At 60.5% G+C, this 20,420-nt stretch carries 27 protein-coding genes; 7 read left to right on the top strand and 20 right to left on the bottom strand.

Translation table 11 applies throughout. From position 1 onward, the window contains the following. Positions 1-75: 75 nt before the first annotated feature. The 4 genes from CAG25_RS17410 (at position 76) to tsaA (ending at position 3,083) form a co-directional block, all read left to right on the top strand. On the top strand, positions 76-786 hold the full coding sequence (locus tag CAG25_RS17410; protein ID WP_011332751.1) for an rRNA pseudouridine synthase: 711 nt from the start codon (positions 76-78) through the stop codon (positions 784-786). A 74-nt stretch (positions 787-860) separates the two neighbouring features. Next, on the top strand, positions 861-1,328 hold the full coding sequence (locus CAG25_RS17405; RefSeq protein ID WP_085612338.1) for a DUF1456 family protein: 468 nt from the start codon (positions 861-863) through the stop codon (positions 1,326-1,328). Positions 1,329-1,455: 127 nt separating this feature from the next. Beyond that, positions 1,456-2,226: an SDR family oxidoreductase gene (locus CAG25_RS17400; RefSeq protein ID WP_085612337.1), complete on the top strand. Its 771-nt coding sequence runs from the start codon at positions 1,456-1,458 to the stop codon at positions 2,224-2,226. Between the two features lie 158 nt (positions 2,227-2,384). After that, positions 2,385-3,083 (top strand): tRNA (N6-threonylcarbamoyladenosine(37)-N6)-methyltransferase TrmO, encoded by a 699-nt coding sequence (gene tsaA, locus CAG25_RS17395; protein ID WP_178076478.1) that lies wholly within the window; start codon positions 2,385-2,387, stop codon positions 3,081-3,083. A gap of 69 nt (positions 3,084-3,152) precedes the next feature. Here the strand turns inward: tsaA and fpr are convergent, their stop codons facing one another. After that, positions 3,153-3,932, bottom strand: a complete 780-nt coding sequence (gene fpr / locus CAG25_RS17390; protein WP_007908723.1) for a ferredoxin-NADP reductase — start codon at positions 3,930-3,932, stop codon at positions 3,153-3,155. A 144-nt stretch (positions 3,933-4,076) separates the two neighbouring features. Between fpr and CAG25_RS17385 the strand changes: the two genes are divergently transcribed. Then, positions 4,077-5,003 (top strand): LysR family transcriptional regulator, encoded by a 927-nt coding sequence (locus CAG25_RS17385; RefSeq protein WP_011332748.1) that lies wholly within the window; start codon positions 4,077-4,079, stop codon positions 5,001-5,003. Here the strand turns inward: CAG25_RS17385 and CAG25_RS17380 are convergent. The 3 genes from CAG25_RS17380 to CAG25_RS17370 form a co-directional block, all read right to left on the bottom strand. Further along, positions 5,000-5,362: a diacylglycerol kinase gene (locus CAG25_RS17380; RefSeq protein WP_003222276.1), complete on the bottom strand. Its 363-nt coding sequence runs from the start codon at positions 5,360-5,362 to the stop codon at positions 5,000-5,002. The genes CAG25_RS17385 and CAG25_RS17380 overlap by 4 nt on opposite strands. 75 nt (positions 5,363-5,437) lie before the next feature. Further along, positions 5,438-6,088, bottom strand: a complete 651-nt coding sequence (gene erdR, locus CAG25_RS17375) for a response regulator transcription factor ErdR (protein ID WP_007954938.1) — start codon at positions 6,086-6,088, stop codon at positions 5,438-5,440. A 224-nt stretch (positions 6,089-6,312) separates the two neighbouring features. Next, complete coding sequence (locus CAG25_RS17370; protein WP_085612335.1) at positions 6,313-7,056, bottom strand: tRNA-uridine aminocarboxypropyltransferase; 744 nt, start codon at positions 7,054-7,056, stop codon at positions 6,313-6,315. A 189-nt stretch (positions 7,057-7,245) separates the two neighbouring features. On the opposite strand from CAG25_RS17370, the gene CAG25_RS17365 reads away from it, so the two are divergent. Beyond that, complete coding sequence (locus tag CAG25_RS17365; protein WP_011332746.1) at positions 7,246-7,671, top strand: PA3611 family quorum-sensing-regulated virulence factor; 426 nt, start codon at positions 7,246-7,248, stop codon at positions 7,669-7,671. Here CAG25_RS17365 and CAG25_RS17360 read toward each other — a convergent pair whose 3' ends face one another. Next, positions 7,672-7,866 carry a hypothetical protein gene (locus CAG25_RS17360; protein WP_011332745.1) on the bottom strand — a complete coding sequence of 65 codons (195 nt, stop codon included), beginning with the start codon at positions 7,864-7,866 and terminating at the stop codon, positions 7,672-7,674. Positions 7,867-8,218: 352 nt separating this feature from the next. On the opposite strand from CAG25_RS17360, the gene CAG25_RS17355 reads away from it, so the two are divergent. Next, positions 8,219-9,337, top strand: coding sequence for a TIGR00730 family Rossman fold protein (locus tag CAG25_RS17355; protein ID WP_085612334.1), 1,119 nt, complete (start codon positions 8,219-8,221; stop codon positions 9,335-9,337). A gap of 78 nt (positions 9,338-9,415) precedes the next feature. Here CAG25_RS17355 and recX read toward each other — a convergent pair whose 3' ends face one another. The 15 genes from recX to CAG25_RS17280 all read right to left on the bottom strand — a co-directional run bounded on the left by recX (position 9,416) and on the right by CAG25_RS17280 (position 20,407). Next, complete coding sequence (gene recX, locus CAG25_RS17350) at positions 9,416-9,886, bottom strand: recombination regulator RecX (RefSeq protein ID WP_039771298.1); 471 nt, start codon at positions 9,884-9,886, stop codon at positions 9,416-9,418. 8 nt (positions 9,887-9,894) lie between these two features. Beyond that, complete coding sequence (recA, locus tag CAG25_RS17345) at positions 9,895-10,953, bottom strand: recombinase RecA (protein ID WP_003222269.1); 1,059 nt, start codon at positions 10,951-10,953, stop codon at positions 9,895-9,897. Between the two features lie 83 nt (positions 10,954-11,036). Continuing rightward, the gene (locus CAG25_RS17340; RefSeq protein WP_085612333.1) at positions 11,037-11,537 is read right to left on the bottom strand and encodes a CinA family protein; all 501 of its coding nucleotides are present in this window, start codon (positions 11,535-11,537) and stop codon (positions 11,037-11,039) included. Positions 11,538-11,605: 68 nt separating this feature from the next. Continuing rightward, positions 11,606-12,136, bottom strand: coding sequence for a lysis system i-spanin subunit Rz (locus tag CAG25_RS17335; protein WP_085612332.1), 531 nt, complete (start codon positions 12,134-12,136; stop codon positions 11,606-11,608). Beyond that, a complete protein-coding gene (locus CAG25_RS17330; RefSeq protein WP_085612331.1) occupies positions 12,118-12,681 on the bottom strand; it encodes a glycoside hydrolase family 19 protein in 564 nt (187 codons plus the stop codon). Before CAG25_RS17330 ends, CAG25_RS17335 begins: the two co-directional genes overlap by 19 nt. Positions 12,682-12,714: 33 nt before the next feature. Then, entirely contained in the window at positions 12,715-12,969 is a 255-nt protein-coding gene (locus CAG25_RS17325) for a hypothetical protein (RefSeq protein ID WP_085612330.1), read from the bottom strand. Then, a complete protein-coding gene (locus CAG25_RS17320) occupies positions 12,969-14,129 on the bottom strand; it encodes a hypothetical protein (RefSeq protein ID WP_085612329.1) in 1,161 nt (386 codons plus the stop codon). The genes CAG25_RS17325 and CAG25_RS17320 overlap by 1 nt, the downstream gene beginning before the upstream one ends. Before the next feature lie 18 nt (positions 14,130-14,147). Further along, on the bottom strand, positions 14,148-14,594 hold the full coding sequence (locus CAG25_RS17315; RefSeq protein WP_085612328.1) for a phage tail assembly chaperone: 447 nt from the start codon (positions 14,592-14,594) through the stop codon (positions 14,148-14,150). Then, positions 14,595-15,491: a phage tail protein gene (locus CAG25_RS17310; protein WP_085612327.1), complete on the bottom strand. Its 897-nt coding sequence runs from the start codon at positions 15,489-15,491 to the stop codon at positions 14,595-14,597. 40 nt (positions 15,492-15,531) lie between these two features. Further along, entirely contained in the window at positions 15,532-15,999 is a 468-nt protein-coding gene (locus tag CAG25_RS17305) for a phage tail assembly chaperone (protein WP_085612326.1), read from the bottom strand. Further along, positions 15,999-16,925: a hypothetical protein gene (locus tag CAG25_RS17300; RefSeq protein ID WP_085612325.1), complete on the bottom strand. Its 927-nt coding sequence runs from the start codon at positions 16,923-16,925 to the stop codon at positions 15,999-16,001. Before CAG25_RS17300 ends, CAG25_RS17305 begins: the two co-directional genes overlap by 1 nt. Before the next feature lie 22 nt (positions 16,926-16,947). After that, the gene (locus CAG25_RS17295) at positions 16,948-17,514 is read right to left on the bottom strand and encodes a tail fiber assembly protein (RefSeq protein WP_085612324.1); all 567 of its coding nucleotides are present in this window, start codon (positions 17,512-17,514) and stop codon (positions 16,948-16,950) included. 7 nt (positions 17,515-17,521) lie between these two features. After that, the gene (locus CAG25_RS17290; protein ID WP_085612323.1) at positions 17,522-18,616 is read right to left on the bottom strand and encodes a phage tail protein; all 1,095 of its coding nucleotides are present in this window, start codon (positions 18,614-18,616) and stop codon (positions 17,522-17,524) included. Positions 18,617-18,743: 127 nt separating this feature from the next. Beyond that, positions 18,744-19,259: a phage tail protein gene (locus CAG25_RS17285; protein ID WP_085612322.1), complete on the bottom strand. Its 516-nt coding sequence runs from the start codon at positions 19,257-19,259 to the stop codon at positions 18,744-18,746. Next, entirely contained in the window at positions 19,256-20,407 is a 1,152-nt protein-coding gene (locus tag CAG25_RS17280; RefSeq protein WP_085612321.1) for a phage tail protein, read from the bottom strand. Before CAG25_RS17280 ends, CAG25_RS17285 begins: the two co-directional genes overlap by 4 nt. Positions 20,408-20,420 lie beyond the last annotated feature (13 nt).

Raw genomic sequence — 20,420 nt, 5'->3', positions numbered from 1 at the left:
CGGCGCAAATGCAATCGGGCTTAACCGGCCCCAGGCAGGTACAATGCCCACCCCTTTTTTGTTACGGCCCCTGTCATGACTGACCCGATTCGCCTCTCCAAACGCCTCATCGAGCTGGTCGGTTGCTCCCGCCGGGAGGCCGAGCTGTTCATCGAGGGCGGCTGGGTCACCGTGGACGGCGAAGTCATCGACGAGCCGCAGTTCAAGGTCGGCGACCAGAAGGTCGAGCTCGACAAGGACGCCAAGGCCACCGCGCCGGAGCCGGTGACTATCCTGCTCAACGTGCCGGCGGGCATGGATGTCGACAGCGCCATGCAGTCGCTGAACGCCGAGACCCTCAGCGAAGAACACCGCTACGGCAAGCGTCCGCTGCGCGGGCATTTCCTGCGCCTGACCGCCAGCGCCGACCTGCAACCCAAGGCCAGCGGCCTGCTGGTGTTCACCCAGGACTGGAAGGTGTTGCGCAAGCTCACCGCCGACGCGGCCAAGATCGAGCAGGAATACGTGGTCGAAGTCGAAGGCGACATGGTTGCCCACGGTCTCAACCGACTGCAGCACGGCCTCACCCACAAGGGCAAGGAGCTGCCGCCGGTCAAGGCCAGCTGGCAGAACGAAAACCGTCTGCGCTTCGCCATGAAGAACCCGCAGCCGGGGATCATCGCCCAGTTCTGCGAAGCGGTCGGCCTGAAGGTGATCGGCATCCGCCGCATCCGCATCGGCGGCGTGTCCATTGGCAAGGTGCCGGTCGGACAATGGCGCTACCTGTCCGGCAAAGAGAAATTCTAAGGCTCGCAAGCCACCCTACATTTCCGGCATCGCGTCCGCGCGATGCCCACAGCGAAAAGATCAGGATTGCACACATGGTTCACAACGACGTTCTGCGCAGCGTGCGCTACATGCTCGACATCAGCGACAAGAAAGTGGTCGAGATCATCAAACTCGGCGGCCTGGACGTCACGCTGGCTGATGTCGTGACGTACCTCGACAAGAAGGAAGAAGACGAAGAAGGTTTTGTGCGCTGCCCGGACGAAGTCATCGCGCACTTCCTCGACGGCCTGGTGATCTTCAAGCGCGGCAAGGACGAAAGCCGTCCGCCGCTGCCGATCGAAGTGCCGGTGACCAACAACATCATCCTGAAAAAGCTGCGCGTGGCCTTCGAACTGAAGGAAGACGACATGCACGCGATCCTCAAGGCTGCCGAGTTCCCGGTGTCCAAGCCTGAGCTGAGCGCATTGTTCCGCAAGGTCGGCCACACCAACTACCGCCCGTGCGGCGATCAGTTGCTGCGCAACTTCCTCAAGGGCCTGACCCTGCGCGTTCGCGGTTGACCCATTCGATCACGGCGACTTCGGTCGCCGTTTTCATGCATGCCCCTCCATTCCTTCCAAAAATAGTGGCTCCGCTTTTCGCGGCCGGCGACTAGGGTGTACTGAACCCTAGCCCTCAGGATTCGCCATGCACCCGTATTTCTCCCTGCAAGGCCGCACCGCCCTGGTGACCGGCGGCACCCGCGGTATCGGCAAAATGATCGCCAAGGCCTTTGTCGAAGCCGGCGCCCGCGTGTACGTCTGTTCCCGTGACGCGGAAGCCTGTCATCAAACCGCTGAAGAACTCAGTGCTCTGGGCGCTTGTCAGGGCATGGCGGCGAATCTGGCGACCGAAGAAGGCGTGAAAGAGCTGGTTGCGCGAATGGGCGAGCAGATCACTCATCTGGACATTCTGGTGAACAACGCCGGCACCACCTGGGGCGCACCGCTGGAGAGCTACCCGGTCAAGGGCTGGGAGAAAGTTATGCAGCTCAACGTGACCTCGGTGTTCAGTTGCATCCAGCAATTTCTGCCATTGCTGCGCAAATCCGGATCGGCGGCCAATCCGGCGCGGATCATCAACATCGGTTCGGTGGCGGGGATTTCTTCCTTTGGCGAACAGGCCTATGCCTATGGGCCGAGCAAGGCGGCCCTGCATCAGCTGTCGCGGATTCTCGCTCGGGAACTGGTGAGCCAGCACATCAACGTCAATGTCATCGCACCGGGGCGTTTCCCGAGCAAGATGACCCAGCACATCGGCAGCGACCAGCAGGCGCTGGCCGAAGACACCGCGCTGATTCCGATGAAACGCTGGGGTCGCGAAGAGGAAATGGCGGCGCTGGCGATCAGCCTGGCGAGTACTGCCGGGGCGTACATGACCGGGAATGTCATTCCGCTGGATGGCGGGTTTAGCCTCTGATATCGGCGGTGCGGCTATCGCGAGCAGGCTCGCTCCCACATTTGGAATGCGTTCCCCTGTGGGAGCGAGCCTGCTCGCGAAGAGGCCAGATCTATCAGCACCAGACTTCAAGCCTGCCGGGTTATCATGCCCGCCCTGCTCCGCTTCGAATGCACACCATGACTTACAGCGTCTCCCCCATCGGCTTCGTCCGCTCCTGCTTCAAGGAGAAGTTCGCCATCCCGCGCCAGCCGCAACTGGCCCCCGCCGCCCGTGGCGTGCTGGAACTGGTGGCGCCGTTCGATCAGGGCGATGCGGTGCAGGGACTGGAGCAGGTCAGTCATGTCTGGCTGCTGTTCCTGTTCCATCAGGCGCTGGAAGACAAGCCGCGCCTCAAGGTTCGCCCCCCGCGCCTCGGTGGCAACAAGTCCATGGGCGTATTCGCCACTCGCGCCACGCATCGGCCGAACGGCATCGGCCAGTCAGTGGTGAAACTGGACAAGGTCGAGGCCAATCGCCTGTTCATCTCCGGCATCGACCTGCTGGACGGCACGCCGATTCTCGACGTCAAACCCTACGTGCCGTACGCCGACATCATTGCTGACGCCTCCAACAGCATCGCCAGAGCCGCGCCGCACCTGATCGACGTGCAGTGGACGGACGCGGCGCTACAACAGGCGCATACGCACGCTCAGCGCCTGGCCGAGCCCCTGGTCGAGCTGATCGAGCAATGCCTGGCCCAGGATCCGCGCCCGGCCTATCAGACGCCCGCGCCCGAACGCGAATACGGCGCGCAGTTCTGGGATCTGGATGTGCGCTGGCACTACCCGACGCCGGAGCAGATCCGCGTCCTGGAAGTGATTCCCGCCGCTGACTGAATCGCGAAAACGAAAAAGCCCGCGCTGCCTTCTCAGGCAACGCGGGCTTTTCTATCGGCATCGTCGGGATTATTTCTCGACGAATGCACGCTCGATCAGGTAGTCACCCGGCTCGCGCATGCGCGCCGAGATCTTCAGGCCGAAGCTGTCGAGCACTTCGCTGGTCTCGTCGAGCATGCTCGGGCTGCCGCAGATCATCGCGCGGTCGTCCTGCGGGTTGATCGGTGGCAGACCGATGTCGCTGAACAGCTTGCCGCTGCGCATCAGGTCGGTCAGACGGCCCTGATTTTCGAACGGCTCGCGAGTCACGGTCGGGTAGTAGATCAGCTTGTCACGCAGCGCTTCGCCGAAGAACTCGTTCTGCGGCAGGTGCTCGGTGATGAATTCGCGGTAGGCGACTTCGTTGACGTAACGAACACCGTGAACCAGGATCACTTTCTCGAAGCGCTCGTAGGTTTCCGGGTCCTGGATCACGCTCATGAACGGCGCCAGACCGGTGCCGGTGCTCAGCAGATACAAATGCTTGCCCGGGTTCAGGTCGTCCAGCACCAGGGTGCCGGTCGGTTTTTTCGAGATGATGATCTCATCGCCTTCCTTCAGGTGCTGCAGCTGGGAGGTCAGCGGACCGTCCTGCACCTTGATGCTGAAGAACTCGAGATGCTCTTCCCAGTTCGGGCTGGCGATCGAGTAAGCGCGCATAAGCGGGCGGCCGTTTGGCTGTTGCAGGCCGATCATCACGAACTGACCGTTCTCGAAGCGCAGGCCCGGATCGCGGGTGCACTTGAAGCTGAACAGAGTGTCGTTCCAGTGATGAACACTGAGGACACGCTCGTGGTTCATGTTGCTCATGTACGTGGGACTCCTGGAGATTGATCTGCGCCTGCCCGGCTCATGTTGAAGAATGCCGACGGTGCGCAATTGCATTGCATTCTAATAGCGCCGACAATATCTGTTAACTGGATTATTAAGATAAGGGTTATCGGTTATATCGATATGCGATTTACTCTTCGTCAACTGCAAGTCTTCGTCGCCGTCGCCCAGCAGGAAAGCGTGTCCCGTGCTGCGGGTCTACTCAACCTGTCGCAATCGGCCGCCAGCACATCCATCACCGAACTGGAGCGCCAGTCCAGCTGCCAGCTGTTCGATCGCGCCGGCAAACGCCTGAGCCTCAACGCCCTCGGCAAACAGTTGTTGCCGCAAGCGGTGGCCCTGCTTGATCAGGCCAAGGAAATCGAAGACCTGCTCAACGGCAAATCCGGTTTCGGCTCGCTGTCGGTGGGTGCGACCCTGACCATCGGCAATTACCTGGCGACGCTGCTGATCGGCGGTTTCATGCAGCGCCACCCGGAAAGCCAGGTGAAGCTGCATGTGCAGAACACTGCCAATATCGTGCAACAGGTTGCTCATTACGAAATTGATCTGGGTCTAATCGAGGGCGATTGCAGCCACCCGGACATCGAAGTACAGAGCTGGGTCGAGGATGAATTGGTGGTGTTCTGCGCCCCACAACATCCGTTGGCCAAACGCGGCAGCGCGACCATGGAGGAACTGACCCATGAAGCGTGGATTTTGCGGGAACAGGGTTCGGGGACGCGCCTGACGTTCGATCAGGCGATGCGGCATCACCGCAGCGCGCTGAACATCCGGCTGGAGCTGGAACACACCGAAGCGATCAAACGCGCGGTGGAATCAGGTCTGGGGATTGGCTGTATTTCGCGTCTGGCGCTGCGTGACGCCTTCCGGCGCGGCAGCCTGGTGCCGGTGGAGACGCCGGATCTGGATCTGGCGCGGCAGTTCTATTTCATCTGGCACAAACAGAAGTACCAAACCTCCGCCATGCGCGAATTCCTCGATCTGTGCCGCGCCTTCACCGCCGGGGTGCAACGCAGCGACGAGATCGTTCTGCCGAGCATCGCTTAAAGCAGAATCACCGCCCACACCAGCGCGATCATGCTCAGTGCCACGAATTGTGCGGCACTGCCCATGTCCTTGGCGTTCTTGGACAGCGGGTGCAACTCCAGCGAGATGCGGTCGATAGCCGCCTCCACCGCCGAATTCAACAGCTCGACGATCAGCGCCAGCAGGCACACCGCGATCAGCAGCGCCTGCTCGACCCGGCTGACATTGAGGAAAAACGTCAGCGGAATCAGCACCACGTTAAGCAGTACCAATTGGCGGAAAGCGGCTTCGCCGGTGAAGGCGGCGCGCAAGCCGTCCAGCGAATAACCGGATGCATTGAGGATGCGTTTCAGGCCCGTCTGGCCCTTGAAAGGTGACATAAAGTAGATAACCGACCGAAAGGAAGTGGGGAAGCTAGAGCAACGAAAGTCAAAAAAGCGTGAAGACGCCAGTGCTTACTGGCTCGGAATTGACTCAAGTTGTTGCAGCAGTAAAGCTGCCTGGGTCCGGGTCCGCACGTTCAACTTGCGGAAAATCGCCGTGACGTGGGCCTTGATGGTCGCTTCCGACACACTCAGCTCGTAGGCGATCTGCTTGTTCAGCAAGCCTTCGCAGACCATGGTCAACACCCGGAACTGCTGCGGTGTCAGGCTCGCAAGGCCATCGCTGGCGGCCTTGGCTTCATCCGAAACGCTGACCGCCTCGAATGCCTGGGGCGGCCAGAACACGTCGCCATCCAGCACTTTGCGCACCGCTTCCTGAATCACGCTCAGGTCGCTGGACTTGGGAATGAAGCCACTGGCGCCGAATTCCCGGGACTTGACCATCACCGAGGCTTCTTCCTGGGCCGAAACCATCACCACCGGAATCTGCGGGTATTGGCCGCGCAGCATCACCAGCCCGGAAAACCCGAAAGCACCCGGCATGTTCAGGTCCAGCAGCACCAGATCCCAGTCAGCCTTTTCGGTCAGGCGGGTTTCCAGCTCGGCGATGCTCGCCACTTCTACCATGCGTACATCCGGGCCAAGGCCCATCGTCACCGCTTGATGCAGTGCGCTACGAAAAAGAGGGTGATCATCGGCAATCAGGATGTCGTATGTGGCCATTTTTCAAATGATCCTGTTTTTGATGGCAGGCCCGCGCATTCGGGTCGTGCCAAAGCAAATCCAGATACCGCCCGGCAGCGGCATCCACAGGGGCACGTTCAACGCCAATCACGAACAAAAGCGGCGTTTCAAACCTTGGCCGCACCCCAATCGGCGCCAAGCATGACCAGCGAAGCCGGGGTGGTCAAGCCGCACGGCCACTGCTTTAGCAGTATGGGCCAGGATCAGGCCGGTACTGGCGCCGCGTTTCGGATATAGGGCAGCAATTCGGCGTGGGCCGGCGTCGACACATTGACGTCCAGTTGCTGCTTGGCCCCCAGGTAATGCTGGCTGAACACATCGAAATAGGCATCCAGCGCCGACGCCGCGTCCGAATCGCCGGCCAGTTCCAGGCACAATGCCGCCACTTCGGCGGTGCACAGGTGCTCGCTGCGGGTCGAACGGCGCAGGCGATAGCGCGACAGTTTGTCGGGCAACAGGCTGAGGATCGGCAAACGGTCGAAATACGGGCTCTTGCGGAAAATCTTCCGGGCTTCGGTCCAGGTCGCGTCCAGCAGAATGAACAGCGGGCGCTTGCTGCTATCGAGATCCAAGGTGTTGGTCACCCGCGAAGGTTCGACGTACTCGCCGGGAAACACCAGATACGGCTGCCATTGCGGGTCGTTCAGCAGCGCCAGCAGTTGCTCGTCGGGCTCGGTCCGCGACCAGATAAAGGCATGGTTGTCGCGCACGATGTCGGCGATCAGCCAGCCGGTATTGCTGGGTTTGAACACTTCCTTGCCGGTCATGATCAGACAAACGCCCGAGCGCGCATCGACCGTCGGCCGCCAGGCACACAGGCAATGGCTGATGATCACCCGGCAATCGCGGCAGCGCGGGGAGCGAAAACCACGGGCCTGGATCGGCTTGATGCCTTCATCCTCGCGCTGGTCGCGCAGGCGGGCCACGGCGTTGGGGACATGATTCATCGCAGGCGGCACCGGCAGACAGGAAAACTCGACACGAACGACACTCGGCAGGGCAATAAAGGGCGGCAGTTTACCAGAGCGACGGGCACAAGCCTGTACCCTCCCGACCGGCTCCCCTATAATTCGCCGCCACTGAACGCACAGTCACGTGGCTGGTCGAACCACCAGTCACTGAACCAGGAGAGTTTCATGCTGCGCCTTATCGTTCCCACCGCTGCCATTCTGCTGGCTTCGTCCTTCAGCGCTCAGGCTGCATCCCTGAGTGAGCAGAATCTGAACCGAGAGCTGCGCAATGTCGCCGCACAAAGCAGCGTCGGCACGCCACGGGCGATCAACGAAGACATTCTTGATCAGGGCTACACCGTCGAAGGCACCACGCTGGTCAATCACCTGAGCGTGCAAAAGAGCCACGCCGACAAAATGCGCGCCGATCCGAAAGCCGTGTATTTCCAGCTGGGCGCTTCGGTCTGCAACAACCCGTCGTACCGCAAGCTGATGGCCAAGGGCGCGATCATGCGTTACGACTTCACCGAAGTGAAAACCAACAAGGCGATCGGCTCCGCCAGCTACCAGGAATCGGATTGCCCGAAAGCGGCTCCAGCGAAGAAGAAGTAATCATCTCGACGTGGCGCGCCGCTGTTCATCCTCGGCGCGCAGTTCGGCCAGCAAGGCCTGCAAGTAACGCGAGCGGCGCTCCCCTCCCGCCAGGCGTCGGCAGCACTCCTCTTCGAGACTCACATGGTTGGTCTCGGCCGATGCTTTCAACAATCGATACAGCTGCGCATCGATCTCCAGAATGACTCTGGTCATGTGTCCCGCCTCCTTGCCACCCGCAAATCCTTGAATAGCGTGCACCTTGCGTACGCTCGTTGACGCAAAGTTGTCGTACGGCGCCTTTAACTTAGTAAATCAGAGCATTCAGCCCTCGACGCTGCATCGGACGAGCGGTGAAAACACTTCGCAAAGCGGCAATAAGCAGTTGCCAGCAAAGACTTTGCGGCGCGATGCTCAATGAGCGAAAAATGCATTGAGGGTCTAGATTCAACGTATTCCCGATCTTTTATTAACGGCAGGAAAGGAGCTGCCGGCTGTTTGTTTTCTTGCAGCGCGGTACTGACGTCGCACGTCAGGGCCGGAAGCTCTGTGCAGAAGGAGAAGTTGCATGCCTTACCAACCGAATGACCTGCTCAGCCGTCATTTTCAGGAAAGCGGCCACGACCTCATCAGCAAGGTCGAAGAACAACTCAACCTGGTGTCACCCAACAGCCCGAATTCCCCCATCTACCGCGACATGATTCTGACCGTGCTGCGCATGGCCCAGGAAGATCACAACCGCTGGAATGCCAAGATCACCCTGCAAGCCCTGCGCGAACTGGAGCAGGCGTTTCGCACGCTTGAACAGTTCAAGGGGCGACGCAAGGTCACGGTGTTCGGCTCGGCTCGTACACCGGTCGAACATCCCCTTTACGCCATGGCTCGGGAACTCGGGGCCTCGCTGGCCCGCTCGAACATGATGGTCATCACCGGTGCCGGCGGCGGCATCATGGCCGCCGCCCATGAAGGGGCCGGTCGCGATCACAGCCTGGGCTTCAACATCACCCTGCCCTTCGAGCAACACGCCAACCCCACCGTGGACGGTACCAATAACCTGCTGCCGTTCCATTTCTTCTTCACCCGCAAGCTGTTCTTCGTCAAGGAAGCCGATGCGCTGGTCTTGTGCCCAGGCGGGTTCGGCACCCTGGACGAAGCTTTGGAAGTGCTCACGCTGATCCAGACCGGCAAAAGCCCCCTGGTGCCGGTGGTGCTGCTGGACGCACCGGGCGGAACGTTCTGGCAAGGCGCACTGGACTTCATCCGCCAGCAACTGGAGGAAAACCGCTACATCCTGCCAACCGACATGAAGCTGATGCGCCTGGTCTACAACGTTGAAGAGGCGGTGGAGCAGATCAACCAGTTCTATGGCAACTTCCACTCCAGCCGTTGGCTCAAGCGCCAGTTTGTCATTCGCATGAATCACAAACTTAGCGATCAAGCCCTCGACCATATGCAGGAGGCTTTTGCCGATCTGTGCCTGAGCGATCAGTTCCATCAACACGCCTACGCTGGCGAAGAACACGACGAGGCTCAATTCAGTCACCTGACGCGCCTGGCATTCGCGTTCAATGCCCGGAATCACGGGCGTCTGCGGGAACTGGTGGACTACATCAACCTGCCGGAAAACTGGGCCCAGTCAAAACCCCAGACCGCGCAACGCACCCGCGAACCGTCGAAGGTAACGTGAAAGCAAAAAAAAGGCCCGCTATCGAAATAGCGGGCCGTTTTTATTTTTCAGATGAAGCTGAGCTGAAGCTGGAGCGATTTAATCGTCCATCCCTCTGCCGCTGAACAAGCGGTTGATCATCTCCATCGAGAATCCCCGGTACGCCAGGAATCGACCTTGTCTGGCGCGTTCCTTGGCATCGCCGGGAAGCTGTCCGGAGAACTTCCGTTGCCACGTGTCCGTTAGCTGCTCCTGCCAGTTGATACCGCTCTCACGCAAGGCGAGTTCGATATCGGCGCGTTGCAAACCGCGCTGGCTCAGTTCTTCGCGAATCCGCAGAGGGCCGTAACCGGAGCGGGCGCGATAGGAAACAAAGCTTTCAAGATAACGGGCTTCGGAAAGCAGCCCTTCTTCCGTCAAACGGTCGAGGGCGGTTTCGATCATCTCGGGGGGAGCGCCACGCTGACGCAGTTTGCGCGTCAGCTCGACTCGACCATGCTCGCGACGTGCGAGCAGGTCCATGGCGGTTCGCCGCACCGCGACGAGGGTATCGAGTACGGCGGTTGTCATCGGTGCTATCAGATGTCAGCGTCAGCCAGGTCGTCTTCGGTCTCTTTGACCGCAGAAGCCTTGGAGTCAGCAATCACGGCTGGCGACAGCAGCTTGTCACGCAGCTGCTTCTCGAGCTTGGCCGCGACTTCCGGGTTGTCCGCCAGGAACTTGGCCGAGTTGGCCTTGCCCTGACCGATCTTGGTGCCTTCGTAGGCATACCAGGCGCCGGACTTCTCGACGAAACCGTGCAGTACGCCCAGGTCGATCATCTCGCCGTTCAGGTAAATACCCTTGCCGTAGAGAATCTGGAACTCGGCCTGACGGAACGGCGAAGCCACCTTGTTCTTCACAACCTTGACGCGGGTTTCGCTACCGACCACTTCGTCGCCTTCCTTCACCGCGCCGGTACGGCGGATGTCGAGACGGACCGAAGCATAGAACTTCAGCGCGTTACCACCGGTGGTGGTTTCCGGGCTGCCGAACATCACGCCGATCTTCATGCGGATCTGGTTGATGAAGATCACCAGGCAGTTGGCGTTCTTGATGTTGCCGGTGATCTTACGCAGCGCCTGGGACATCAGACGGGCTTGCAGGCCCACGTGCATGTCACCCATTTCGCCTTCGATTTCAGCCTTCGGTACCAGCGCGGCCACGGAGTCGACGATGATCACGTCAACGGCGTTGGAGCGCACCAGCATGTCGGTGATTTCCAGGGCCTGCTCGCCGGTGTCCGGCTGGGAAACCAGCAGGTCGTCGACGTTGACGCCCAACTTGCCGGCGTACTCAGGGTCGAGGGCGTGTTCGGCGTCGACGAAGGCGCAGGTCGCACCGGCTTTTTGAGCCTGGGCGATCACGGACAGCGTCAGCGTGGTTTTACCGGAAGATTCAGGACCGTAGATTTCAACGATACGGCCTTTGGGCAGGCCGCCGATGCCGAGTGCGATGTCCAGACCCAGAGAGCCGGTGGAAATGGCCGGGATCGCCTGACGGTCCTGATCGCCCATACGCATTACGGCACCCTTGCCGAATTGACGTTCGATCTGACCCAGGGCCGCAGCCAAGGCTTTCTTCTTGTTGTCGTCCATTAAAGTCCTCACGTAATCAATAAGGCCTGACGGCCAACACCTGTATAAGTAGCCAGTATTATTCCACAGCGTTCACGGATCGCCTACCCCTGATTTTCGATTTCTCGTGCCGCTAGTCGCAGCAAGCCCTCTAGCGCGGCCTTCACCGTTTGTCGGCGGACGTCGTCGCGGTTGCCGGGGAAGTGCTGGATCTCGCTGGAAACCTGGTCGCCCACGCCCCACGCCAGCCAGACGGTACCCACCGGTTTGTTCGGCGAACCACCGTCCGGACCGGCCACGCCGCTGACCGCCACGGCAAACCGCGCCAGGCTTTTTTCCTGGGCACCGCGCACCATGGCCTCGACCACCTCGCGACTGACTGCGCCCACGGTGCCGAACAGCTCCGTCGGTACATTCAGTTGCTGGGTTTTCTGGCGGTTGGAGTAGGTCACGTAACCCGCCTCGAACCACGCCGAACTCCCAGGAATGCGGGTAATGGCTTCGGCAATCCCGCCACCGGTACAGGACTCGGCCGTCGTGACGTGAGCGTTAAGCAATTGCAGACGTCGGCCAAGTTCGGCCGCCAGTTGAGTGATTTCTTTCACGGCGCGCTCCGGATCGGATGGAATAGGTACCACCGTACACGAGCCGGTTGCGCTTTCAATACACAAGCTTATTCAAAATGTGCGGGCGCCAGCGCTCTGATATAGGCCTGACAGGCCTGCAAGGCAATCAGTCCGCGGTCGCCTTCGCCGGTGATGGCGACAATTCGTCGAGCATGCGCCGGGTCAAGTCGGGCGCGTACGGTTGCATGATCCACGCCGCCGGTGCCGGAGGCGGCTGGCACACCACAGCCTTGGGCAGCGTCGCCTGCGTCGATGAGGACTGACAGGCGCAGATCAGCAGTGGCAAGACGATCGCGCAGGCGATCCTGATCACGTTGGGCATCGTTCAGAGCTCGGTAATGGGTTTGTTCACTGGCCGTGAGCCGTTGCTCCAGGGCCAGACGCTTGTCCTGTTCGGCCTGTTGCGCGGTGGCAGCGGCCGAAGTCAGTTGATTGAGGGTCTCGGCCTGCAGCCGGGCCTGTTCGGCCAGTTGGCGGCCGTAGCGCCAGTCCTGAAACTGCCAGGCCAGCGCCGCCGACCCTGCGGCCAGCAGCATCAGGCCGAGCAGCCGCCAGACGCTCAAACCGAAGGCTGGCATAGCACCGCCCTCGCCCGCCCCCAAAGCTCCAGTCGATCCTGCAAACCGTTCAACCCGCCGTTGATTCGCCGAGTGATGCTGTTGAACTGATCCTGATCCGCCAGCTCGTTCAGGCCGTTCTGCGCCCAGAACCACGCGGCGGACTCGGCCGCCCATTGCGGTTGCTCCAGCAGTTCCGGCAGCGCCAGCAGACGTTCATCGCCGAACAGCCCGAGACTGCACTGGCGGTAATTGCTGCGACCGGTGATCTGGATCAGTCCACGACCGCGATACTTCTGCCCGTCGCCATCGGCCTCGGGCGTGTTGCCCAGACGCAACGCCAGCGTACCGGTGTCGTATTTGCTCAGGTATTGGTTGTTGCCCAGTTCACGCACGTACTGCAAATGCCCCGACTCGTGTCCGATCTGGGCGAGAAACGCGGCCACGCGTTTGGGCGTGTCGATGCGATGGCGCGCCATCGCATCGTTGAGCGGTGAAACAAAAACGCCCGCTTGGCGGCGGGCGTTGGGCATGATGTTGAGTAGGTTGTCTTCAGTGATTTGCATAATGCTCGATCCTCCCTGGATGCTCCGATTGAATCACGACTGGCGGCCGAGACCAGTCAGCCATTTCTTTGCCAGGGTTTTCAGGGTTCCCTCCGGGGCACTTTCTTCCGGCGACGAAAACACCCAGCCAAGGGTGCCGAAGTTTGCCGACCAGTCGATCTGTGGCGCGGGCGTGACGTCGGTGATGTCAACCCAGAGCAGATCCGGATGAAACATCTCGACCATGTTTCCATCGGTCGAGAACAGCTCGACCACTGTGTTTTCAACAACGCGTGCGTAGTTTTTCATCAGGCGTACTCGTAAATGATCACGACGCCGGGGGCGCCAGAACCGCCGGGTCTGCCCGGTTGGTTGAGGGCGTTGGCAATGCCGCCGGCGCCTGCCCCGTAGCCGGTTCCTGGTGCTGCAAGACTCAGGGCCACGCTGCTACCAGAGCCACCGCCACCCAACGGAGAGTTCCCGCCATGCCCGGCCAGAATTGAGCCAGTGACGTTGATCCCCGGACTGCCGGCCGCACCCGAACTGTTAACAATATTGCCGCCGGTAGCGCTCGTGCTCGGAAAGCCACCGACGAACAAGCCAAAATCAGTGACATTGATGACTCCGAGAGAGGGAGATCCGCCGCCGCCCGGTGCAGACACCAAGGAGCCGAAGGAGCTGGTCCCACCTGGGCCGGCACTTGCTGCAACAGCTCCGGCTGCACCTTTTGCACCCACGGTAATGACTTGGTTCGCACCTATGACGGCTGAAGAAATCCATGCTTCGGCATAACTTCCGGAAGCACCGCCACCGGCAAGTGAAACCTGGCTGCCGTTGGTCGCGGCTATTCCACCACTGCCACCGCCGCCACCCAGCACCTTGACCAGCACATTTTTCATCCCCGTCGTCGGTACATAAATTCCCGACGAGGTGAACGTCTTGATCCCCAGCAATCGACCGCTGTTGGCGTTGCCGCCACTGGCGTAAACCAGCAGCCAACTGTCCAGCAAAGCGCTGTAAACCACAGAGCAAACACTGCCTGCGACAATCTCCGCTGGGCGCAATGCACTCTGCGCCAGACTCAAAAGCGGCTTGGGCAGCAAGCCATTCGGCGCAAAGGTACTCGCTCCGGTATTGGCATTGCCTGCCGTGAAGCGCAGCGCCAGCCCGTCCTTCAACGTCGTGATGGCCGGCACGTAGTTGGCCATGTAGAGATTGGCAGCGCCGATATCCGCGGCGTGTTTATCTTCACCGGCCTGGCTTATCTTTTTGATTGCCAGGAGCAACTGCGTCGCATCGTTTTCGCTCGGCTCAAGGCCCGCAGACTTGACGACATTCAACAACTCATCGGTGACACCGTTGCCCCAGGTCGCGGGAATCAACGATCCCGGCAATCCACCTACGACGTCTTCATTGACGAACTTGCCGTTCACCAGCCCGATGCCGGGAACGCTTTTCGGGTAATCCATTTCCGTTTCCTTTATCTGCTAGAGCGCCGAGGCCAACCAGCGCGGCGCTACAGGACGATGCTCGCTGAACGGAAAAAACGAGGCCTGGGGCCAGTCGCGCAGCGCTCGCCGAAAGGTTTGCAGTTCGGCGTATTGCTCGGTGGTCAGCGTGGTGCCACCGCCGTCCTCCAGCTCATCGCGATCACGGGCCACCAGGCCATCGGTCGCGGCCAGTTGCGCCGTACGCCACTGGCGTTCGATATCGGCTGCTTCTTCGGGACTCGGCGGCGGCGGATCCACCAGAATCGGAAACCCGTTACCGTTATTGACGCCAATCACCTTTGGCGAGACGGCCAATTGCTGCAACAGGGAGATCCAGTACGCCTGAGGAATTTCGATCACATCCTCGGGAATATCCGAGACGTTGATACCGGGTACATAAGCGCCCCGGGTACTTGCGCTGAACAACACATTGAACGGGTTCATTCAGTAGCCCTTTGCAAAATAATTGATGCCCCAGTTTGGCGAGACGGTTCCGTTGTAGCTGCGGACTCTCAAACGGCATCCGGTTTTGCTTCCCGATCCCGCGTACTGAATGACCATGGCTGCATCGCCCCCCGAATGCATGGCGACGATCGATGAAAATGTGGTCGGGAATGCGATGGGAAAGGTGACGTAGACATCACCGTTGGCATCGGTCGTGCCTACTCCCCATTGATCGATGTTGCCGCTGGGAAAGCGCTGGTAGCCGACATTGCCATAGACGCCGGAATGAGCTGCCGCGTATCGGTCACTGATCGAGCCTCCATACAGGCGCCATTGCCCGCTCAGTTTGACCAGTTGTGCCGAATCACCGATGCCGAGACTGAGTGCCCCGAACGTGCCGTTACTCGTTTCAATGACTTCAGAACCAAACGGATTGATCGTCAGGACACCATTGCCGGCATTGGCGATATGCAAAGTGCTGGCATGAGCGATTCCGGCAATGGTCGGCAAGGTTGCGGTAATGGGCGTCGCACTGGCGAAACTGACGATCCCCCCCACGTTGGCCGCCGTCAGAGCGGTGCTGACCGCATACGACACGAAACCGGAAAACTGCATACCGCTGCGACTCACGAATCCGGTGGTGGCCACCGACTGACTGTTGTCGAACTGCGGCGCGGTCGCAAACAGTTTATTGCTGCGCAATGCCGTCAGCACTTGATCGGTTCGAGTCTCGGACGGCGTGAGGCCAGCGGTCTGAATGACGGTCAGCAGCTCCTGAGTGATGCCGTTGCCCCAGCTGGCCGGGATCAAGGATCCCGGCTTGCCGGTGACCGGGTCTTCATCGACAAACTTGCCGTTCACCAGACCTGCGCTGGGAACACTATTGGGGTAGTCCAAGATTTATCTCCTTATCTGAATACATGGTTGCGTGAGGGCCTCAGCCAATCTGGCCGACCAACCACTGCGGCACTGAGGGCCGTGAAACGGATGACGGAAATGCGCCGGCACCTGGCCAGTCGCGCAACGCCTGGCGGTACTCAAGCAGCTCCAGATATTGCTGGGCCTTGAGCGTTGTTCCGCGTCCCAGTTCCTGCTCGTCGCGGTGGCGGGTGACTTGCCATTCGGTGGCTGCGAGCGCGGACTGGCGCCAGGCTCGCTCTGCCGCCAGAGGCTCCTTGTCCTCGACCATTGGGGGTTGAGCGATGACAGGACTTTGCGGTTCCCGCAAAGGCTCGATAGCGCGAGCCGCCTCGGGCATCGGCGCGCCGATTTCGACGCTCACACCCTCGGGCACCTGCACCATCGCAGCGACAAAAGCAGGCGCGAAGAGTTGGTCGATCGCGTAGTCACCGGTGTCGATCACTTCGACCGCGACACCGTTTTCAATGCGTGCATACATGACCATTACGCGTACTCCCAGATTTCACAGAAAGCGTTGCCACCGGCACCGCTCATAAACGACACAGACGTGTTGTTGGAGCAGGTACCTCCACCTCCGGAACCACGAACCCCCGCATAGCCATTGCCGTTGATACCGGTGGACGACGCACCGCCATCAAACGGGCTGGCCCCTCCGGTACCGGAAAGCACGCCCCAATTGTTGTTGAACATCGCGAAACCGCCGCTCATGCCGCGGGCGTTGGTCAGATTGCCGCCTGTGACCACCTGACCACCGGAGCCGCCCTGGACGAAGCCGTTCGCCGTGGGTCCCACGGCGACAGCCAGAATCTGTCCGCCAGCGCCGCCGGCTGCACTCATCAAAGAGCCGAACGAGGCACCGCCCCCCGCCAAGCCAGCCACAGTGCGGGACGCGCCACCAGCGCCCAGCGTGACAGGCACGCCGGCGAGCATGTCCGTTGTCACGTCGTACAGACCTTCCGCATAGGCACCGGCGCCACCGCCTCCGCCAATTCGCAGAGTGCTCACCTCGACAGGTGCACATCCCCCCCCGGAACCACCCGCGCCGACCAGCCGGACGCGAATCCTTTTCGCATTGGGGTTGGGGCGGTAAACCGTGATCCCTACTGTCTCGATCTGTCTGACCGCCAACAAACGTCCCACTGCATCGGTGATGCCGTAGCCCGCCAGCGTGGTCGGGGTGTTTTTCAGTTTGGTGAAGTCGACCAGAGCGCCAATGGCCGTTGCCAGCTGGTTGGTTTTGTTCTCGTCCGGCGTCAGTCCGGCCGCCTTGATGGCGTTGAGAATTTCTTGCGTGACACTGTTGCCCCAGGCGGCGGGGATCAATGAACCCGGTGTGCCGGCAACCGGGTTTTCATCGACAAAACCGCCGTTGACCAGGCCGACGCCGGGGATGCTGTTTGGATAATCCATTGCACGGTTCCCTGTGCTGCAGTCAGTTGGTTACGGTTGCGCCGGGCACTGCCGGCCAGATGACTTCGCCGGGGAAGCCGGCCTGTTTTTCGATACGGTTCAGCTCGACGCTGTAGAGCTTCCATTCGAGCAATTGCAGTTGCTCTTCATGGCTGGCGTCGCCGATGTCTTCGGCGTATTGCAGGGGGGCGATGCGCAGGACGGCGTCGCGCAGCAGCGTGTCGCGCTGTTCCAGCATCTGCTGGCGGATGCTGAGCAAACGGGCCTGCTCATCCACTTGCCAGGCGTCGCCGCGCCAAACATGAAATTCCCCCGGCCAGGGCTGCGTTGTGAGGGTATCGGGCAACTCCCCCAACTCACTCCAGATCTGCTGCCCGCCGCCGTCCTTGCGAAAAACCGGACCGCGCCGGTCAATCACCTCTCGCGGTACACCGTTGATCAGGGCCCAGGTACGACCGGCTTCTGGCGCGGGCAACTCGAAGGACAACTCCACCGCATTGCTGGGCAGTTGAATACCGATGCCCGGGGTCACAAAAAACTCGACAGGCCCGGACAAGGCACCCGAGCCGTCAAACAGATAATTGAACATAAGCACCTCAGATGAGCTTGATACGGCCGGGATAGGCGATGTTGCGAGGGCGGGACTTGAACGCCAGCAGCAGGGCATTGGCGGCATCCCGCTGATAACTCGTACCGGCAGGGAAGACCGGGCCACCGTTGTACAGCCCGGACACGTATTGCGGTTCTTCACGAGTATCGGCACCAAAACTCGTCAGGCTGTCCGACCACCACGCGCCGACCGCTCCAGCACCATTGGCGCCCATGGCATACGAATGCGTCGAGCCCACCTGAAAAGAACCCATCGCACGTGCCGCATCCACGCCCCGCCCCTCGTCCAGCACTCGCAGAAACTCGCCGCGCCCTTCAGGGCCTCGGAAGGTTGCGGCACCGTCACCCGACGTCCATTTACCTTCGTTGCCCGCACGCGCGGCCTCGGTGCCCAACATTCCGGAAAGCTGGGCGTGGTCCCACAACCAGGGCCACTCGGCACGTTTCATGACCGTGCCATTGAGCGCACCGTAACCACCGGGACTGAGCAAGGTGGTTGTCTCGAAAAACGGTCGGCCGAGTGGAGTGTTGTCAAACCGACCGACCGGCCACCAGCTACCGGCGGCATCGCTGCGCAACTGCCACCAGTCCCCGCCGCCCATCAACACCAGAAACGGATAACCGCTGGGTGAAAGATGCGTGTGAAAACGAATGCGGTCGGAACCCGATGCCTGAACGATCAGCCGGTTGCCACTGTTATCCATGCGCCGAACAATCACATCGCGCACACCCAGCGCCGCGTTTGCCGGCGGCAACGTCACCGTCACGGCACTGGATCCGCCATCGATCAGCACCAGCCCCAGCTCCGGATCGGTCAGCGCCTTGGATGCAGTCAGCCGCGTTACTACCGAACGCATCGGACTGCCATTGCCGACAATCGATTGAATGGCTTTGAGCAACTGACCGGTATCGGCCTCGGCGGCTGTCAGCCCGGCGCCGGTAATCACGTTGACAATCTCTTGTGTAACGCTGTTACCCCACACCGCCGGAATCAAAGAACCCGGCGTTCCCGCCACCGGGTTTTCATCGACGAAGCGGCCATCGACCAGGCCGACGCTGGGGACACTTTTTGGGTAATCCATGGGTGTTCGTTCCTCTGTAATGACAAATGAAACGTGGCCGCACGCAAGCTTTCGCCGCGACGCAGACGTCTCTGTTCCTGAAAATAAAAAGCCCACAACGAAGTGGGCTTGGGTGACGCGACTGCGGTTACGAGGCCGGGTTGGCGGTCAGTTCACGAATGGCCTGCAGCGCCTCATCGGCGGCAGCTCGGGCCTGATCCATCTGACCTTTGCCTGCGCAAGCACGAATCTGGGTCTTGGCCTTCAGGCGCAAGGTGCGCAGGGTCAGCAGGCTGTCGCTGAGCTGGGCGGCCTTGTCGAGAATCTGCTCGGCCGACTGTTTCGCCGAACGGCCCTTGGCAACCCAGGCGGCGACGGACAGCGGCACTTCCTTTTTCGGGTAACCGGCGTCCTGAAAGGCCTGAGCGTCAATGGCAGCCTGGGCGTATTCCAGGGCTTTGAGCGGGTCGCCGGCCAAAGTCGTGCGTGCACTGTCGGCGGCGGCATCGACCCGGTCGCAAAGGCGTTCGGTTTCCTGCTGTTCCAGTAACGCGGCTTTGTCAGCGCTGGCAAGCCATTGCTCACCGTCCCAGTCATGGGCGGCAGAAGGTGGTACCGGACGCAAGCCGTCTTCGAATTGATGCAGTTCCTGAATGATGTTCATCGGATCAACTCCCAAGACAAATGCACATTCACGGCCGCCGTGAAATTGACTGCTATGCCGTTCGAATAATCGGTTTGAGAAAAACTTTTGATCCCCATCCCGAATAGCAATTCGTCACTGGCGGCATTCCCTGCGTTCCAGGTGTGCTCGGCTTGGTACACCTGCCACAGCGAACGCAGTTCCGAGTGATCGAAACCGGCCGTCAACGTTGAAAGCGTGGTGTCGTTGACGACGTTACTGGTGAAGATTCCCACCGATGCGCCTGCCGTTCCCCAACCGTCCCAATTATTGGACGTACTGATAGTCGGATTGAGGAAACAGTAATTCCCTCCCAGCCAGCCGCCCGGTGCAAACGACACATCAGTGATAGCCGTCGGGTGTGGGGTCGGATTCCCGACCACCAGACGCGCTGTTCGCGCATGAGGGTCAAGCGGCAGATAGACCACGCCATTGCCATTGACCACTTGAGTCCAGGACAACCGGTTACGGTTGTAGATCTGCCGGACAATCGGCACAGATCCTGGACCCGCCGTGACTACCCACGCGAGACAGATATCCAGCGGTGTCGACTGGAACCCACCCCCCGCCGCACCATTGACCGTCCCCTTCAAGCCATCAGGGCTGGCGTCATAAATCGTCCCGCGCTGCATGTAAAACGTCAGTGCACCACCCACCACCTGCGCTCGCAGAAAGTAACCCGAACTCGGCAACAGATCGGCGCTGCTCCAGGCCTGAGTGGTGAACGTACGCGAACGTCCCAACTGCCCCGCCACCACTTCCTGACCGATGCTGACGTAAACACCCGCCGGCACCGACACTCGCCCGCCACTGGTCGATGCGGCCGCTGGCGTAATCGGCATCCGCGCATCCGTCGTGGCAACCGTTGGCAACGGCAACGCTGCCAAAGGCAACGCCAGATCCTGATTCCAGCCCTTGGCCGAAACGCTCTGAATCGCCTGCAACAACTGATCGTATTTCTTCTCGTCCGGGGTCAGATCCCCAGCCTTGATCACATTGATGATTTCTTGCGTAACGCCGTTGCCCCAGTCAGCGGGGATCAGCGACCCCGGCGTCCCGGTCAGCGGGTTTTCATCGATAAATTTCCCGTTCACCAGACCGGCGCTGGGGACACTCTTTGGATAATCCATCCCGTCACTCCTT

The sequence above is a fragment of the Pseudomonas sp. B16(2017) genome (genome assembly GCF_002113205.1).
Lineage (GTDB): Bacteria > Pseudomonadota > Gammaproteobacteria > Pseudomonadales > Pseudomonadaceae > Aquipseudomonas > Aquipseudomonas pharyngis.
Note: the sequence above shows the minus strand (reverse complement) of the source record. Positions and strands in the feature narration are given on the sequence as shown.